A 15,404-nucleotide genomic window follows, 5' to 3' on the forward strand; every position below is an offset into this window, starting at 1 on the left:
GCGGTGCGCTCCGGGACAACGGCCGGCGGAGCGTTCGCCTTAGCGTTCTGGCATTCCGCGCCGCGCAGGCCGCGGATGTCCGGAGATCGGCCGCCGACGGGCCGGTCGTCCGTGCAGTGCCTCACTTCCTGCGAAGACACCGACGAGGGGTTGTCGTGGCGCAATGGACAAGACGCGAGGACGAACGGCTGCTCACCGGGAGAGGCCGGTTCGTCGCCGACATCGACGTACCGGGGTGCCTGGACGCCGCGTTCGTGCGAAGCACGGTCGCCCACGGCCGGTTACGAGCCGTGGACTGTACGGCCGCCCGTGACGTGCCCGGTGTGGTGGGCGCCTGGTCGGCGGCGGACCTGCCGGACCTTCCTCCGGTGCCGTACACCCTGCTGGCGAAGCTCTCCACGGAGGACGCCGTCGCGGGCCGGGGGTGGCCGGCGCTGGTGAAGGACCGGGTGCGCTACCCGGGCGAGGCGCTGGCGGTGGTCCTCGGAGAGGACCGGTACCGGGCCGAGGACGGGGTCGCCGAGGTCACCTCCGTGATCGAGCCGCTCCCCGCGGTGGTGACCCCGTCCGCGGCCCTGGACGACTCCGTCCGCCTGTTCGACGGGCTGAGCAACATCGCCCTGCGGGGCGAGGCCGGAGAGCCTGTCGACCCCGCCGTCTGGCGGGACGCCGCCGCCGTCGTCGAGGCCACCTACCGCCAGAACCTGCTGATGCCCAGCCCCATGGAGTGCCGCACGATCCTGGCGGTACCCGAGGGGGACCGGCTGACGGTGTGGTCGGGGCACCAGATGCCGCACCGGCTGCGCCGTGAACTGGCCGCGCTGCTCGGCTGGTCCCCCGACCGGATCCGGGTCGTCGTCCCGGACACCGGAGGCGCCTTCGGGTCCAAGAGCGCGGCGTTCCCCGAGTTCGTGGTCGTCGCCCACCTGGCCGTGAAGCTCGGGCGACCGGTCCGCTGGATCGAGGACCGCATGGAGTCGATGCTCGTCGCCACCCGGGGCCGGGGCCAGGACCAGACCGTGCGTCTCGCCGCCGACGCCGACGGCAAGCTCCTCGCCTACGAGTTGAAGATCGACGCCGACGTCGGCGCGTACCCCCACCTCGGCGTCGGTCTGCCGATGCAGACGGCGTGGATGGCGGCCGGCGCGTACACCACCCCGCGCGTCCACGCGACGTTGCGCTCGGTGCTCACCAACACCATGGTGACCTATCCGTACCGGGGCGCCGGACGTCCCGAGGCGGCGACCGCCATCGAGCGGACGATGGACCTGCTCGCCGGGCGGCTCGGCATGGACCCGATCGAACTGCGGCGGCGCAACTTCATTCCGCCCGACGCCTTCCCGTACGAGACGCCGACCGGCCGCCGCTACGACAGCGGGAACTACGCCGCCGCTCTGGACCTGGCCCTGGAGACACTCGACTACGACCGGTGGCGTGCCGAGCGGGACCGTCGCCGTCGGGACCCGGACGCCCTGCCACTGGGCATCGGCGTCTCCTGCTACGTGGAGCGCTCGGGCGGCGAAGCGGGCGGCCTGCACGAGTTCGGCAGCCTGGAGGCGCACGAGGACGGCACCGTCACCGCCCGGTGCGGCGCGGCGCCCAGCGGCCAGAGCCACGAGACGGTCTTCCCCGCTCTGGTCGCCAAGGTCCTCGGCGTCCCGGAGACCCGGGTCCGTCTCGTCGAGGGCGACACGGACGAGCAGCCCGAGGGACTGGGGTCGTTCGCCAGCCGGTCGGCACAGGTGGCCGGCGCCATGCTCCAGCACGCGGCGACTCTCCTGATCGAGCGGGCCCGTACGCGCGCGGCAGCGCTGTGGAGCGTGCCGGTGGAGCAGGTCGAGTGGGCGGACGGAACCGTCGTGCACGCGGCTCCCGGGGGCGCGTCGGCCACGGGCCTGGGCGATCTGGTGAAGGCCACCGGACCGTTGCGCGTCGAGGACCGGTACGAGGCCGGGATGGCCTTTCCCTTCGGCGCGCACGCGGCGGTGACCGAGGTCGACCCCGAACTGGGCACCGTACGCGTCCTCAGGCTCGTGGCCGTCGACGACTGCGGAGTGGTCCTCGATCCCGCGGTGGTGCGCGGACAGGCCTTCGGATCGGCCGTGCAAGGCATCGGCCAGGCCCTCTACGAGGGCATCACGTTCGACGGTGACGGCGTCCCGCAGCTGCCCGGAGGATTCCTGGACTACCTGCTCCCGACGTTCGCGGAGCTTCCGCCCATCGACATCAAGGACACCTGCACCCCCAGCCCCGGCACGCCGCTGGGTGCCAAGGGCGCCGGGGAATCGGGCTGCATCGGCAGCCCGGCCGCCATCGTCAACGCGGTGGCCGACGCCCTGCGGATCGCCGATCCCGGCCTGTTGCAGATGCCGCTCACCCCGGACAGCGTCTGGCGCGCCGCGCACGCCCCGGAACACGAGGAAGGCGACCGGTGAAACCCGCACCCTTCGACTACGTCGTACCCCGCACGGTCGCCGAGGCCGTCGAGGCACTCGGCGACACCGGACGCAAGGCCCAGGTGCTCGCCGGAGGCCAGAGCCTGATCCTGGAGATGCATCTGCAACGCATCCGGCCCGAGTCGGTCGTCGACATCAACCGCATCCCCGAGCTCGACGGCATGCGCGTCGAGGGCGCCGAACTGCGCGTCGGCGCCCTGGTCCGGCACGCCGCGTTCGAGTCGGCCACGGCCGTCCCGGGCCCGCTCGGCTCGCTGCTGTCCCGGGCCGTGGTCAACATCGCCCACCCGCCGATCCGTTCCCGCGGCACCATGGCCGGCAGCTTCGGCTGGGCCCACCCCGCCTCGGAATGGTGCGCCATCGGCGTCGCCCTGGACGCCACCGTGGAGGTGACCGGCCCCGACGGTGCCCGTGACCTCCCCGCCCGCGACTACTTCCTCGGGCCTCACCACACGGCACGCCGGCCACAGGAGCTCATCACCGCCGTTCGTCTTCCGCTGCTCGGGGAGGACACGGGCGTCGGGTTCATCGAACACCGCCGCACGCATTTCACCTTCGCCCAGGTCGCCGTCGCGGCGGCCCTCACCGTGCACGACGGCGTGATCGTCGACGCGCGGATCGGACTGGTCAACGCCGCGGACCGCCCGGTTCGGGCACGAGCCGCCGAACGCTCGTTGCTCGGTGCCGGCATCGGTCGGCTCCCCGCGGGGCCCCGGCTGCCCGACGGCCACCCCTTCGCCCTGGCCGGCCGGATCGCCGCCCGGGAGGACGCCGCACCCGTCGACCAACCGTACGCCGACGTGGAGTACAAGCGGCAGGCCGTCGCCGTTCTGGTCGGCAGAACACTCCTGGAGGCGGCGGCGGACTCGCACGCCCGCCTCACCGCACGAGAGGGACACCACCGATGAAGATCACGCTCGACGTGAACGGCACCCGCCATGACCTGGACGTGGAACCCCGCCGTCTGCTCGCCGACGTCCTGCGCGACGACCTGAAGCTCACAGGTACGCACCTGGGGTGTGAGCACGGCATCTGCGGGGCCTGCACCGTTCTCATGGACGGCGCGGCGGTCCGCTCCTGCCTTGTGCTGGCCGTCCAGTGCGACGGCCGTTCCGTCCGCACCGTGGAGGGACTTGCCGGGCCCGACGGCGAACCCCACCCGCTCCAGCGGGCGTTCTCGGCCGAGCGCGCGCTCCAGTGCGGATTCTGCACACCGGGCTTCCTCATGGTGGCCGCCGGAGCGCTCGAAGCCGATCCCGGCCTCGCCGACGACCCCGATGCCGTCGCGAGCGTGGTCGGCTCCAACATCTGCCGGTGCACCGGCTACGAACCCATCCGGCGCGCCCTCACGCGCGCGGCCCGGGAACAGCGGGACGCCACCGCCTGACCCGCACGGGTCCAGCCCCGCTCCCCCGAGCCGATCGAGGAGAACTCCATGCACGGTGACATCCGCCCCGGCGTCATCGACGTCCACGCACACTGGCTGCCGCGCGATCTGCTCGCGCTCCCACCCGGGAACCCGCTCGGCGGCATGCACGACCGCGACGGCGAACTCTTCCTGGGAGAAGCCCCGTTGTCGTTCCCGACCACGGCGATGACCGACGTCGACACCATCGTCGCCGACACCCTGAAGTCCGGGCTCGGCGCGCGCGTCGTCTCCGCACCGCCCTTCGCCTTCCCCGTCCACGCCCCCACCGAGGCGGACGACTACGTCGCCGCCTACAACGCACAGCTCGCCGACGCCGTGGCCCGTACGGACGGCACACTCGTCGGACTCGGGCTGGTAAGGCTGGACGACGTGGCCGCCGCCCGACGGGAGCTGACGAGGCTCGCCGCCGCGGAGGGCATCGCGGGCATCGCCGTCCCCCCCGTGGTGGACGGCCGCTCCTACGACCGCGGCGTGCTGCGGGACGTCCTCGGCGTCGCCGCCGAACTGGACCTGTCCGTCCTGGTGCACCCGATGCAACTGCCCCGCGCCGAATGGGACCACCACTACCTGGTCAACCTCATCGGCAATCCGGTGGAGACCACGACCGCCGTCGCCGCCGTCCTGCTGGGCGGCGTCCTCGAAGAACTCCCCGGCCTGCGGGTCTGCTTCGTGCACGGCGGCGGCTGCGCGCCCTCCCTGCTGGGCCGGTGGGGGCACGGCTGGCGGCAGCGCGACGATGTGCGCCGGGGAAGCACCCGGGCTCCCGCGGAGTCCTTCGGCCTCCTCTACTTCGACACGGTCACCCACGATCCGGAGGTCCTGGGGCTGCTGCGCGCCCACGCCTCCCCGGACCGGATCGTCTGCGGCAGCGACCACCCCTTCGACATGGCGCAGCCCGATCCGGTCGGCTACCTGCTCGGCCAGGGGATGGACGCCGCGACGCTGGAGGCGAACGGCCGCAGGTTCCTCGGAATGCAGCCGGCGGACACGTCGCGCTGACCCGTCGTCCGTCCGCCCGCGGCCGGACGGACCACACCCGACAGCAGATCGGAGACACTCATGCGACATCTGGCACCCCACTTGCTGGAGTGGCAGGCCGCCGGAGCCCCCTGTGCCGTCGCCAGCGTCGTCGCCGTCCGGGGCAGCGCGCCGCTGGAACCGGGAGCGGCGCTGTGCGTCCACGCCGACGGCACGGTCCTCGGCAGCGTGTCGGGAGGCTGCGTCGAAGGCGCCGTCTACGACGTGGCGCGTGAGGTGCTGACCTCGGGAGAGCCGCGGTTCGTCTCCTTCGGGCACGTTGACGACGCGTTCGGGGTGGGGCTGACGTGCGGAGGCGAGATCGACGTCTTCGTCCAGGCCGTGGGGCACGACACGGCGCGGGTACTCGCCGCCGCCCACCTGGCCGCGGCGGCGAGGCGTCCGGTCGTCGTGGTCCGGGTGATGTCGGGACTCGACGGGCAGACCGGCGGGGCCGCGGCCGTGTGGCAGGACGGGCACCTGGGCAGCACCGGCAGCGCCGTTCTGGACCTGGCCGTCCTCGCCGACGCGCGTCTGATGCTCAGCCAGGACACCACTGTCGTACGGACGTACGACATCGGTGCGGCGGACGAGCCTCGGGTGCTGTTCGAGGCCTGGTCCCCGCCGCCCCGGCTGCTGGTGTTCGGGGCCGACGCCCACGCCGCCGCCGTGAGCCAGATCGGCGCGTTCCTCGGCTACCACGTCACCGTGTGCGACGCTCGCTCCACCTTCGCCACGCCCGAGCGCTTCCCGCACGCCGACGAGGTCGTGGTCGACTGGCCGCACCGGTACCTGGCGGGCACGCGGACGGATGACAGGACCGTGGTGTGCGTCATGACGCACGATGCCAAGGTCGACGTTCCCGTCCTCGCCGAGGCACTGGGACGGCCGCTGGCCTACCTGGGGGCGCTCGGCTCCCGCCGCACCCAGGCACGCAGGATCCGCGAGCTCGCGGAGGCCGGTGTGTCGCCGGACGCCCTGGGCAGACTGCACGCGCCCGTGGGCCTCGACCTGGGCGCGTCGACGCCGCAGGAGACCGCCGTGTCCTTCGCCGCGGAACTCATCGCGGTGCGCAGCGGTCACAGCGGCCGTTCGCTCACCCTGCTCGACGGGCCCATTCGCCCGGCGGCGGGCGCGGATGGTCCCGGCCGCGGCGCGGTCGCGGAGCGGTGCGCCACCGGGGCCGGTCTCGTACGGGCGACCCCGCGCGACGCTCCCGTCTCGCTGACGTGATCCGGTCGGAGACGGGTGCGCCGCCGGCCGTGCCGTCCCGCGTGAGCCGGCCTGCGCCGGGGTCCGCGCGACCCCGCGCCGTCCGCATACGATGCAGCCAAGAGTGAAGCCCGCCCGTCGTCCTCGCAGCGGACGGAGCGCTGCTGGATTCGGGAGCGGATGATGGATCTGCGGCAGATGGAGGTCGTCGTCTCGGTGGCGGACGCAGGCGGTTTCACGGCGGCCGCACGGCGGCTGCACGTGGTCCAGTCCGCTGTGTCCAGCACGGTCCGCGCCCTCGAACGCGAGTTGGGCACCCCCTTGTTCCACCGCACCACGCACCGCGTCGCCCTCACCCCGGCCGGGGAGGCGTTCGTCCCCGCCGCACGCGCGGCGCTCCGGGCCGCCGAACTGGCCCGGGAGGCCGTCGACGCGGTACGGGGGCAGCTGCGGGGGCGGGTGACGGTCGGCACGATGCAGGGGGTGTGGGCGGGGCTCCACCACGCCTTGGCCGCGCTGCGCGCGGAGCATCCGGGTGTGGTCGTGCAGCTCCGGCAGGCGGCCGTCGCCGACATCCGGCAGGCGCTGCGCGAGGGCACGGTCGATCTGGCCGTGGTGGCGCTGGACCGCGGGCAGCAGCGCGGGCTCGTGACCCGGCTGCTGTCCCGCGAGGACATGGTCCTGCTCGCGGCACCCCGGCGGGTGCTCGCCGGGGCGACGCCGAACGGCCGGGTCCGGCTCGCCGACATCGCCCAGCTGCCCCTGGTGGACTTCACGCCCGGCTGGGCCATCCGCTACGCGATCGACCGGTCCTTCCGGGCCGCGGGCGTCGACCGCAGCACGACGTTCGAGGTGAACGACATCGGCGCGGCAGCGGAACTGGTCCGCAACGACCTCGGCGTCTGCATCATGCCCAAGTCCATTGCGGACCGCTTCCCCGATCTGCCCCAGTACCGGTTCGACCGGCACGCGCCGAACTGGAAGATCATGGTGGTACGCCCGCCGGGCGAGGCTCCCCCGGCGGTCGCCGCGCTGCTGCGGCACATCACGTGAGGGCGTGTGTTCAGGGGGCCGGCGTGTATCCGCGTGCGCGGACGAGGTCGTGGACGAGACGGGTGAAGGCACGGGTGGCGGCACTCTGGTAGGCGTCGGCGCGTCGCAGCAGGGCCACGGTGCGCGTGGGGAGGGCGGGGTCGAGCGGGACCGGGACGAGGCGGGGGTGGTCGTGGGTGATGGCGTCGGGCAGGACGGTGGCGAGCGGGGTGCGCTGCACGACCTCGGTGAGGGCCTGGATGGAGTTGGCCTCGACGGTGATGCGCGGGCTGACGCGGTGTTGCCGGAAATAGCCGTCGATGTGGCCACGGGTGGCGAAGTCACCACTGAGCAGGGCGAGTTGCCGGTCGGCGAGCTCGCGCACCGGTAGCGGTCCGGCGGGGTCGGCGGCGGGGCGGTGGGCGCCGGTGACCAGGGTGAGCGTCTCGGTGAACAGGGCGGTGGCGGTGACGCCGGGCAGGTGGGGCCCCTGAAAGGCGATGCCGAGGTCGAACTCGTCGGCCAGCAGCCCGGTCTCGATGGCGTCCTGGGTCGTCTCCCGCACGGTGAGGGTGATGCCGGGGTGGCGGGTGTGGAGTTCCGCGGTGAGGGGGCCGACGAGGTAGGCCGTGAACGTGGGAGTGACCGCCAGCCGCAGCTGCCCGCGCGAAAGGTCCCGCACGTCATGGACGGCACGCTCGGCGGCGGCCAGGTCACGCAGCGCGCCGCGGGCGTGCCGGGCGTACGCCTCGCCCGCGTCGGTGAGGCGTACGGTGCGGCCGGTGCGGTCCAGCAGCTGCGTGCCCAGGGTCCGCTCGAGCTGCCTGATCTGCTGGGACAGCGTGGGCTGGGAGATGTGCAGGTCCTCGGCGGCGCGGGTGAAGCTGCCGTGATCGGCGACGGCGAGCAGATAGCGCAGGTGACGTAGTTCCAGGGCCATGGCCCCGACTATAGATGTCATCAATGGCAGTCATGGTCAGGACGTCTTGGACTCTATACAAGCAGGTCATGCATGGTGGATCTCGCAAGGCCGCACGGGCCGGGCCGCCACGAAAGGGAGTCACCTCATGCAGGATCTCGCCGAGGGCGTCGCGCGTTTTCAGCAGGACGTCTTCCCGGCCAAGAAGGAGCTCTTCGCCCACCTGGCCGCCCACCACACGCCCCACACCTTGTTCATCGGCTGTTCCGACGCGCGCGTCGTCCCCGAGCTGATCACCGGGTGCGAACCCGGCGAGCTGTTCGTCATCCGCACCGCCGGCAACCTCGTCCCCGCCCACACCCCCGGCGCCGACGGGGTCGCGGCGAGCGTCGAGTACGCCGTCGGCGCACTCGGCGTGACGGACATCGTCGTCTGCGGGCACTCCGCGTGCGGTGCGATGACCGCCCTCGCCCACGGTCACGATCTGAGCGACACCCCCGCTGTCGCCGACTGGCTGCGGCTCGCCGACGCCTCGGTGGCCCGTACCGCCACCGCCGGGGACGTGCCGGCCCTGGTGCGGCAGAACGTGCTGGCCCAGCTCGCGAACCTGGCCACCCACCCGTCGGTCGCCCGCGCCCTGGCGGAGCGGAAGGTCGCTCTGCGCGGCTGGATCTTCGACATCGCGACCGGCCGCGTCGAGGAACTCAAGGTCACCGACTCCCCCGCCGTACTCACGACATGACCTCGACTTCCCGGGCCGGGCCGACGCCGTCGGCGCGCCCCGGGCCCCCGCCCCCCTCTGTGCACGATCCGCACAGGGACACCCCGGAAAGGTACCCACCCATGGTGCACGCCCAGTTCGACCCCGCCGCCCGCCAGGCCCTGGCCGCCCAGGCCGTGGAGGCCAAGACCCGCAGGAACCTCTCCTGGCAGCGGATCGCCGACGCCGCCGGCCTGTCCGTCGCCTTCACCACGGCCGCCGTCCTCGGCCAGCACCCCCTGCCGGAGGACGCCGCGACGGCGGTCGCCGAGCTGCTGGGCCTGGACGACGACGCGGCGATGCTGCTGCAGACCATCCCCACCCGCGGCTCGATCCCCGGCGGCATCCCCACCGACCCGACCGTCTACCGCTTCCACGAGATGCTCCAGGTCTACGGAACCACGCTCAAGGCCCTCGTCCACGAGCAGTTCGGGGACGGCATCATCTCCGCGATCAACTTCAAGCTCGACGTGAAGAAGGTCGCCGACCCCGAGGGCGGCGAGCGCGCCGTCATCACCCTGGACGGAAAGTACCTGCCGACCAAGCCCTTCTGACCCGCACCTCCGGTGGGGGCGGGGCGACCGGCCCCTCCCCCACCGCCTCACCTCTGCCCGTCCCTCCGAGGAGGCCACCATGGACTTCGCCCAGCGCACCGTCGACATCGCCCGCCAGAACGTCACCGAGGGCGGTCGCCCCTTCGCGACCGTCATCGTCAAGGACGGCGAGATCCTCGCCGAGAGCCCCAACAAGGTCGCGCAGACCAACGACCCCACCGCGCACGCGGAGATCCTCGCCATCCGCGAGGCGTGCGTGAAGCTGGGCACCGAGCACCTGACCGGCACCACCATCTACGTCCTGGCCCACCCCTGCCCGATGTGCCTGGGCTCCCTGTACTACTGCTCGCCGGACGAGGTCGTCTTCCTCACCACCCGTGACGCCTACGAGCCCCACTACGTCGATGACCGCAAGTACTTCGAGCTGAACACCTTCTACGAGGAGTTCGCCAAGCCCTGGGACGAGCGCCGTCTGCCCATGCGTCACGAACCGCGCGAGGACGCGGTGGAGGTCTACCGGTTCTGGCGGCAGCGCAACGGCGGCGAACGCCGCGTGGCCGGAACCCCCACCGCCACTCGGTGACCGAGGTGACGGAGGTGGCCTCGCGCCGGCGGTCGCCGGCCGGGGCGGCCGGACGGTCACGGGGCGGCGGCGGCCGACAAGAACATTCGCTTCCCACCTAGTGTACGTTTGTTCTTATGGATGAGGCGGGAGTGCCCGACAGCCGAGCGACGGCAGATCGTCGGGGTCGACGGGCGCGGCGGCACGATCCGCGGCGTCAGGAGCGGATCCTGGACGCCGCTCTGGACGTACTCGTCGCGGACGGGGTGGCCGGGATCACGCACCGCAAGGTGGCCTCTGCCGCGGACGTGCCGTTGGGCTCGGTCACCTATCACTTCGCGAGCTTGGCCGAACTCCGGACCCAGGCGTTCGCCCGGTACGTCGGACGACGGACCGCCGAGTACGAAGCCCTCTTCACCGAGGTGGCGACGCGCGACGACCTGATCGACGTCCTGGTGGACATGGTCCGGGGAGGACCCTCCCGGCACCGCAGCGCGGTCCTCGGCTTCGAACTGCACCTGGCCGCGCTGCGCGATCCCGCTCTCCGTGCGCTGACACACGAGTGGACGAGGGCCGGCCGCGCCGTCCTGGCCCGCTTCACCGGGCCGGAGACCGCCGCCCGCCTGGACGCCCTGCTGGAAGGAATGATCCTGCACGCGCTGCTGTCGACGGATCGGGAGCCGCGCGAGGAGACACGGGCGGCCATCGCGCAGACCCTCGGTCCGGACAGCCGACCGGGAACGTGAACACCCTTCGGCGCCGACTTCCCGCTCACCCCGGGAGCACGAGGGTGACGTGCCGCCGGACGAGCCGCGGCGTGCGGAGTCAGGGCTCCAGGAGGGCCTTGATGGCGCGGCGCTCGTCCATCGCCTGGTAGCCCTCGGCGACCCGCTCCAATGGCAGGGTGAGGTCGAAGACCTTGCCCGGGTCGATCCGTCCCGACAGGACGCGGTCGATCAGGTCGGGCAGGTAGCGGCGCACGGGCGCGGGGCCGCCGCGCAGGCCGACGTGGGAGAAGAACAGCTCCTGGCCGTCGACGGCCACGTCGTGGGGGACGCCGACGAAGCCGACGTTGCCGCCGGGACGCGCGGAGCGCAGGGCCTGCTGCATGGCCTGAGCGGTGCCGACGCACTCCAGGACCGAATCGGCGCCGATGCCGCCGGTCATCTCCTTGATCCGGGCGACGCCCTCGTCGCCGCGCTCCGTGACGATGTCGGTCGCGCCGAACTCCCGGGCGAGCTTCTGCCGGGACTCGTGACGGCTCATCGCGATGATCCGCTCCGCGCCCCTGTCCTTCGCGGCGATCACCGCGCACAGGCCGACCGCCCCGTCGCCGACCACCACCGCCGTGGAGCCGGGCCCGACCTCGGCGGCGTCGGCGGCGTACCAACCGGTGCCCATCACGTCGGAGACGGCCAGCAGGCTGGGCCACAGTTCCTCGCCCGGCACCTCGTCGGTGGCGACCAGGGTGCCCTGGGCGTTGGGGATGCGCACGTAGTCGGCCTGGCAGGTGCTCATGAACTCGCGGTTCAGGCAGTTGGACTGCCAGCCGTTGCGGCAGTTCGCGCAGGTGTTGTCCGAGGTCGCGAACGAGCCGACGACGAACTGGCCCGGCTCCACGGCGGTGACCTCGCTGCCGACCTCCTCCACGAAGCCGACGTACTCATGGCCCATCGGGTGCGCCGCCTCGGTCGCGTCCAGGCCGCGCCAGGGCCACAGGTCGGAGCCGCACACGCAGGTGACGGCCGTGCGGATGATCGCGTCGGTCGGATGGAGGATCTGCGGGTCGTCCAGGGTCTCGACACGCACATCGCCGGGGGCGTGGATCACTGCTCCGCGCATGAGGGAAGTCCTTACGTTCGCCGGAACTGAAGGGGGCGGGGCCTGGGAGCCGGCCCCGCCGGCCGCGACAGCCGTGTCCGGGCAGGAGGCGGGGCGCGTCAAGGGCGCCGTTGTCCTTCGCGCGCTGTCCGGCCGGGTACCCGTCGACGCGGCTGCTGCCGCCCGCGGGGTGCCACGTCTCCAGGTAACCGCTCATTCCGGCGGCTGGCGAGTCACCGACGAGAGGTGCAGCCCTCCCCAGCGGGCGGGCCGTAGTCGGAGACAGGGCGCCCGGCCCGCGCAGGAGCGAGCCGCCGCCCGCAGTCGGCGAAGGCCCCCGAGCCTGTGAGCGAGCCCGCGTCGGGGCTGGCAGACTGAGTTCGTGGTTCCGCTGATGACCGCGACCGAGCAGGCCGCGTCCTCATCGCTCACAGGCGCCGGCGTGGTGTCGACCTGCGCACTGCTCTTCACCGTCGCGTCGTTCTGGTGGCTCAACGCCAGACAAGGCCACCTGAAGACGTGGGAGCCTCATGCCTTCGCGGTGATCGTCCACTCGTCCACGGCCCGCCTGCGGCTCCCGCTCGTCCTTCACAACACCGGCCCCAAACCGATCGTCGTCCAGGACCTCATCCTGACCTTCCCCGACGAGCCCGCTTCCCACCTGCCGCTTCTGTGGGTGTCCACACCGTCTCACCTCCAGCCGGGGCCGGACGAGGACGCGAAGCTGCCGGCCGGCTTCGTCGTGCCCGGCAGGGAAGCACAACAACTCTTCGTCGAGTTCGAGGCGCCGTTCTCCGGGTTCATGCCGGAGGCGCGTGACTACACGGTCCAACTGCAGGCACGAGTCGGGCACCGCAAGGGGTGGCGCCGTCTGCTGACGTTCACCCTGCGGGCCGCCAACATCATCGATCCGAGTCGCTACACCGTCTACAACAACGCACCGGTCGAGCTGACGAAGGAAGATCGAAAGAGGGCGGATGCCGCGCTCCTCGAACTGTTGGAGGAGCAGGGGGACCCCTCCGCGCCGGGCGGCGAGGGGCAGCGGAATCCCCCGCATCGCGGCGAGAGGCAGAATCCCCCGCATGACGAGGGCGACACCGGCACGAGCCGCTGACGCAGCACCGGCCGGCCCGTGGCCCCGGAGCAGAGGCCCGGGCACCGCCGGCCCACGGCGGCATTCGTCGCCGCCCACGGCCCCGAGGCCGTCGGCGTCCGCGACCGCATGGGCCCGGGTCGGCGGGACCAGGTCACCCCCGCAGGACAGATCATCACTAAAGGGATGAAAATCACCTAAACGGGCACTCGGGGGACATCACTCACCACTCCCACGAGGAGCGTGACACCCATGTCCACGGGAACGCTTCTGGCGATCATCATTGCGATCGTGGTGGTACTCGCCCTGGCCGCTGTGGCGGTCTCGCTCATGATGCGACGCCGTCACCTGCGTGAACGCTTCGGCCCGGAGGAGTACGAACGGACCGTCGAAGACTCCGACAGCCGGCGCGCCGCCGAGCGGGAACTCAGGGGGCGCGAGAAGCGGCACGATGCACTGGACATCAAGCCGCTGCCCCCGGGTTCGCGTGACCGCTACACGCGGGAATGGAGCAGCGTCCAGAACGAGTTCGTGGACCGGCCCGAGGACGCGGTGCACGACGCGGACCAACTGGTGACCTCCCTCATGCACGACCGCGGCTACCCGACCGAGGGGTTCGACCAGCAGATGAAGGATCTCTCGGTGGAGCACGGGCGCACCCTGGAGCACTACCGCGCCGCGCACGAGGTGGAGTCCCTCAGTACCCGAAACCAGGCGACGACCGAGCAGCTGCGGGGTGCCATGGTGCACTACCGCGCACTGTTCGACGAGTTGCTCTCCGACGGCGGCCGGGCCCAGCCCGCCCGGTCCTGACGCCGCCCCCGGCCCGACCCGGCATGGAGGACCCCATGCACCGCAACGACGACCGCACCACCGGCGGCCCGACCACCGAGGACCTCGCACGGCCTGCCGGCGCCACCACCGGGGAGCCCGGAGAAACAGGGGAAGCCTCCGAGCGTGCCCCGATGTACCCCGGTGAGAGCACCCCGACGCCCCGGACAGAGCCCCCGGCCGACGAGGCCGACGAAGACCGGTCAGCAGCCGAATCCGACACCCGAGCCACCGCCCCGGACACCACCGCCCCGGACACCGCCCCGGACACCTCATCGGACACTTCGGAGGGCTCCTCGGAGGACGAGGCTCCCCAGCTTCTGACGGAGGACGAGGACCGGGCCTTCCGCGACCGCTGGCAGAAGACCCAGAACAGGTTCGTGGACGACCCGCGAGAGGCCGTTCACGATGCCGACACCCTCGTCGCGGACGTCATGCAGACCCTGGCCACCACGTTCGCCCAGCACAAGAAGGACCTGGAGGACCAGTGGGGGCAGGGGGAGCAGGTCGACACGGAGGAACTGCGCAGGGCGCTGCGTCGCTACCGCTCCTTCTTCAACCGGCTGCTCACCAGGTGAGACCCGTCCTCAATCCGTGCCGGCGAGCCACCGCCGCCGACGCTTCCGCGTCGGCGGCGGTGGCGGTGGCGGTGGCGGTGGCGGTGGCCGGAGTGCCTAGGCACGGACGCGGTGCTGCCGGAGGGGTGCTCCGGCCTGGTGGAGGCTGGTGAGCGCCTGTCGGTAGGAGGCGATGAGCCCGGTCTCCAGGTAACTCACGCCCAGTTCCTCGCAGTGGCGCCGGACGATGGTCCGTGCCTTGCGCAGGTTGGGGCTGGGCATGCTGGGGAACAGGTGATGCTCGATCTGGTGGTTCAGCCCGCCCAGGGCGATGTCGAGGAACCAGCCGCCGCTCACGTTGCGCGAGGTGAGCACCTGGCGACGGAGGAAGTCCGGGCGGTCGTCGCCCTTCAGGATCGGCATGCCCTTGTGGTTGGGGGCGAAGAGGGAGCCGAGGTAGAGGCCGAACAGGCCCTGGTGGACGGCGAGGAAGGCGATCGCCATACCGTGCGGCAGAAACCAGAACAGGACGGTCAGATAGACCGCGCAGTGCGCGAACAGCAGGGTGCCGTCGAGCGCCCGGTGCCTGAGCGAGCGATTGGCCAGCGCCCTCCCGCTCGACACGTGCAGGTTGAAGCCCTCCAGCGTCAGGAGCGGGAAGAACAGGAAAGCCTGCCAGCGGCCGATCAGGCGGGGAAGGCCCGTGGCGGCCCGGGCCTGAGCCTGGGACCAGACCAGCAGGTCGGGGTCGAGGTCGGGGTCGAGGTCCTCGTTGTTGGGGTTGGCGTGGTGGCGGGTGTGCTTGTCCTGCCACCAGCCGTACCCCATGCCGATGCCGGCTCCGGCGATCCGTCCGGACGTCTCGCTGGCCCGGCGTCGGCGGAACACCTGACGGTGGGCCACATCATGGGCGACGAGGGCGACCTGTCCGAAGACGACGGCCAGGAAGGCGGCGACCGCCAACGTCCACCACGATCGGCCGACGAATGCGAAGGCGATCCATCCCGTGGCGTAGAGTCCGGCCACCGCAGTGATCCGGAGTGTGTAGTAGCCGGGGCGACGCCCCAGCAGTCCGGCATCCGCGATCTTCTTCGACAGTCGGGCGAAGTCGCTGCCGGAGCTTTCCGGACGCGGGGCACGGGCCGTGACACTGGTCATGAT

Annotated in this window: 16 protein-coding genes; 13 read left to right on the forward strand and 3 right to left on the reverse strand. The window is 72.1% G+C overall.

Annotation, left to right across the window (positions count from 1 at the left end):
* The first annotated feature begins 155 nt into the window (after positions 1-155).
* From ACZ7KF_RS24470 to ACZ7KF_RS24495, 6 genes are all read left to right on the forward strand, one after another.
* On the forward strand, positions 156-2,435 hold the full coding sequence (locus tag ACZ7KF_RS24470; RefSeq protein ID WP_471078797.1) for a xanthine dehydrogenase family protein molybdopterin-binding subunit: 2,280 nt from the start codon (positions 156-158) through the stop codon (positions 2,433-2,435).
* Complete coding sequence (locus ACZ7KF_RS24475) at positions 2,432-3,364, forward strand: FAD binding domain-containing protein (protein WP_471078799.1); 933 nt, start codon at positions 2,432-2,434, stop codon at positions 3,362-3,364. Before ACZ7KF_RS24470 ends, ACZ7KF_RS24475 begins: the two co-directional genes overlap by 4 nt.
* Positions 3,361-3,843 (forward strand): (2Fe-2S)-binding protein, encoded by a 483-nt coding sequence (locus ACZ7KF_RS24480; RefSeq protein ID WP_471078802.1) that lies wholly within the window; start codon positions 3,361-3,363, stop codon positions 3,841-3,843. The genes ACZ7KF_RS24475 and ACZ7KF_RS24480 overlap by 4 nt, the downstream gene beginning before the upstream one ends.
* A gap of 48 nt (positions 3,844-3,891) precedes the next feature.
* Positions 3,892-4,884, forward strand: a complete 993-nt coding sequence (locus tag ACZ7KF_RS24485; RefSeq protein WP_471078805.1) for an amidohydrolase family protein — start codon at positions 3,892-3,894, stop codon at positions 4,882-4,884.
* 60 nt (positions 4,885-4,944) lie between these two features.
* Positions 4,945-6,135, forward strand: a complete 1,191-nt coding sequence (locus ACZ7KF_RS24490; RefSeq protein ID WP_471078808.1) for an XdhC family protein — start codon at positions 4,945-4,947, stop codon at positions 6,133-6,135.
* 159 nt (positions 6,136-6,294) lie between these two features.
* Positions 6,295-7,167, forward strand: coding sequence for a LysR family transcriptional regulator (locus ACZ7KF_RS24495; protein WP_471078811.1), 873 nt, complete (start codon positions 6,295-6,297; stop codon positions 7,165-7,167).
* Between the two features lie 10 nt (positions 7,168-7,177).
* On the opposite strand, the gene cynR is transcribed toward ACZ7KF_RS24495, so the two are convergent.
* Entirely contained in the window at positions 7,178-8,086 is a 909-nt protein-coding gene (gene cynR / locus ACZ7KF_RS24500) for a transcriptional regulator CynR (protein ID WP_471078814.1), read from the reverse strand.
* Positions 8,087-8,213: 127 nt separating this feature from the next.
* Here cynR and ACZ7KF_RS24505 point away from each other — a divergent pair, with 127 nt between their 5' ends.
* From ACZ7KF_RS24505 to ACZ7KF_RS24520, 4 genes are all read left to right on the forward strand, one after another.
* The gene (locus ACZ7KF_RS24505) at positions 8,214-8,807 is read left to right on the forward strand and encodes a carbonic anhydrase (protein WP_471078817.1); all 594 of its coding nucleotides are present in this window, start codon (positions 8,214-8,216) and stop codon (positions 8,805-8,807) included.
* 101 nt (positions 8,808-8,908) lie between these two features.
* Positions 8,909-9,379 (forward strand): cyanase, encoded by a 471-nt coding sequence (cynS, locus tag ACZ7KF_RS24510; protein ID WP_471078820.1) that lies wholly within the window; start codon positions 8,909-8,911, stop codon positions 9,377-9,379.
* A gap of 79 nt (positions 9,380-9,458) precedes the next feature.
* Entirely contained in the window at positions 9,459-9,962 is a 504-nt protein-coding gene (locus tag ACZ7KF_RS24515; protein ID WP_471078823.1) for a nucleoside deaminase, read from the forward strand.
* A gap of 116 nt (positions 9,963-10,078) precedes the next feature.
* Positions 10,079-10,687 carry a TetR/AcrR family transcriptional regulator gene (locus ACZ7KF_RS24520; RefSeq protein ID WP_471078826.1) on the forward strand — a complete coding sequence of 203 codons (609 nt, stop codon included), beginning with the start codon at positions 10,079-10,081 and terminating at the stop codon, positions 10,685-10,687.
* A 79-nt stretch (positions 10,688-10,766) separates the two neighbouring features.
* Here ACZ7KF_RS24520 and ACZ7KF_RS24525 read toward each other — a convergent pair whose 3' ends face one another.
* Positions 10,767-11,783 (reverse strand): zinc-dependent alcohol dehydrogenase family protein, encoded by a 1,017-nt coding sequence (locus ACZ7KF_RS24525; protein WP_471078829.1) that lies wholly within the window; start codon positions 11,781-11,783, stop codon positions 10,767-10,769.
* A 361-nt stretch (positions 11,784-12,144) separates the two neighbouring features.
* Here ACZ7KF_RS24525 and ACZ7KF_RS24530 point away from each other — a divergent pair, with 361 nt between their 5' ends.
* The 3 genes from ACZ7KF_RS24530 to ACZ7KF_RS24540 all read left to right on the forward strand — a co-directional run bounded on the left by ACZ7KF_RS24530 (position 12,145) and on the right by ACZ7KF_RS24540 (position 14,264).
* Positions 12,145-12,876 carry a hypothetical protein gene (locus ACZ7KF_RS24530; protein WP_471078831.1) on the forward strand — a complete coding sequence of 244 codons (732 nt, stop codon included), beginning with the start codon at positions 12,145-12,147 and terminating at the stop codon, positions 12,874-12,876.
* Between the two features lie 231 nt (positions 12,877-13,107).
* On the forward strand, positions 13,108-13,668 hold the full coding sequence (locus ACZ7KF_RS24535; protein ID WP_471078834.1) for a hypothetical protein: 561 nt from the start codon (positions 13,108-13,110) through the stop codon (positions 13,666-13,668).
* 35 nt (positions 13,669-13,703) lie between these two features.
* Positions 13,704-14,264 carry a hypothetical protein gene (locus tag ACZ7KF_RS24540; RefSeq protein WP_471078837.1) on the forward strand — a complete coding sequence of 187 codons (561 nt, stop codon included), beginning with the start codon at positions 13,704-13,706 and terminating at the stop codon, positions 14,262-14,264.
* 96 nt (positions 14,265-14,360) lie between these two features.
* Here the strand turns inward: ACZ7KF_RS24540 and ACZ7KF_RS24545 are convergent, their stop codons facing one another.
* The gene (locus ACZ7KF_RS24545) at positions 14,361-15,401 is read right to left on the reverse strand and encodes a fatty acid desaturase family protein (protein WP_471078839.1); all 1,041 of its coding nucleotides are present in this window, start codon (positions 15,399-15,401) and stop codon (positions 14,361-14,363) included.
* Between the last annotated feature and the right edge of the window lie 3 nt (positions 15,402-15,404).

The sequence above is a fragment of the Streptomyces sp. NPDC038200 genome (genome assembly GCF_055600785.1).

Bases quoted from the DNA above. Each gene is read 5' to 3' on its own strand.
- cynS (WP_471078820.1), top strand. From the start codon at position 8,909: ATGGTGCACGCCCAGTTCGACCCCGCCGCCCGCCAGGCCCTGGCCGCC.
- ACZ7KF_RS24525 (WP_471078829.1), bottom strand. From the start codon at position 11,783: ATGCGCGGAGCAGTGATCCACGCCCCCGGCGATGTGCGTGTCGAGACC.
- ACZ7KF_RS24520 (WP_471078826.1), top strand. From the start codon at position 10,079: ATGGATGAGGCGGGAGTGCCCGACAGCCGAGCGACGGCAGATCGTCGG.
- ACZ7KF_RS24540 (WP_471078837.1), top strand. From the start codon at position 13,704: ATGCACCGCAACGACGACCGCACCACCGGCGGCCCGACCACCGAGGAC.
- ACZ7KF_RS24495 (WP_471078811.1), top strand. From the start codon at position 6,295: ATGATGGATCTGCGGCAGATGGAGGTCGTCGTCTCGGTGGCGGACGCA.
- ACZ7KF_RS24485 (WP_471078805.1), top strand. From the start codon at position 3,892: ATGCACGGTGACATCCGCCCCGGCGTCATCGACGTCCACGCACACTGG.
- ACZ7KF_RS24515 (WP_471078823.1), top strand. From the start codon at position 9,459: ATGGACTTCGCCCAGCGCACCGTCGACATCGCCCGCCAGAACGTCACC.
- ACZ7KF_RS24535 (WP_471078834.1), top strand. From the start codon at position 13,108: ATGTCCACGGGAACGCTTCTGGCGATCATCATTGCGATCGTGGTGGTA.
- cynR (WP_471078814.1), bottom strand. From the start codon at position 8,086: ATGGCCCTGGAACTACGTCACCTGCGCTATCTGCTCGCCGTCGCCGAT.
- ACZ7KF_RS24545 (WP_471078839.1), bottom strand. From the start codon at position 15,401: ATGACCAGTGTCACGGCCCGTGCCCCGCGTCCGGAAAGCTCCGGCAGC.
- ACZ7KF_RS24505 (WP_471078817.1), top strand. From the start codon at position 8,214: ATGCAGGATCTCGCCGAGGGCGTCGCGCGTTTTCAGCAGGACGTCTTC.
- ACZ7KF_RS24480 (WP_471078802.1), top strand. From the start codon at position 3,361: ATGAAGATCACGCTCGACGTGAACGGCACCCGCCATGACCTGGACGTG.
- ACZ7KF_RS24490 (WP_471078808.1), top strand. From the start codon at position 4,945: ATGCGACATCTGGCACCCCACTTGCTGGAGTGGCAGGCCGCCGGAGCC.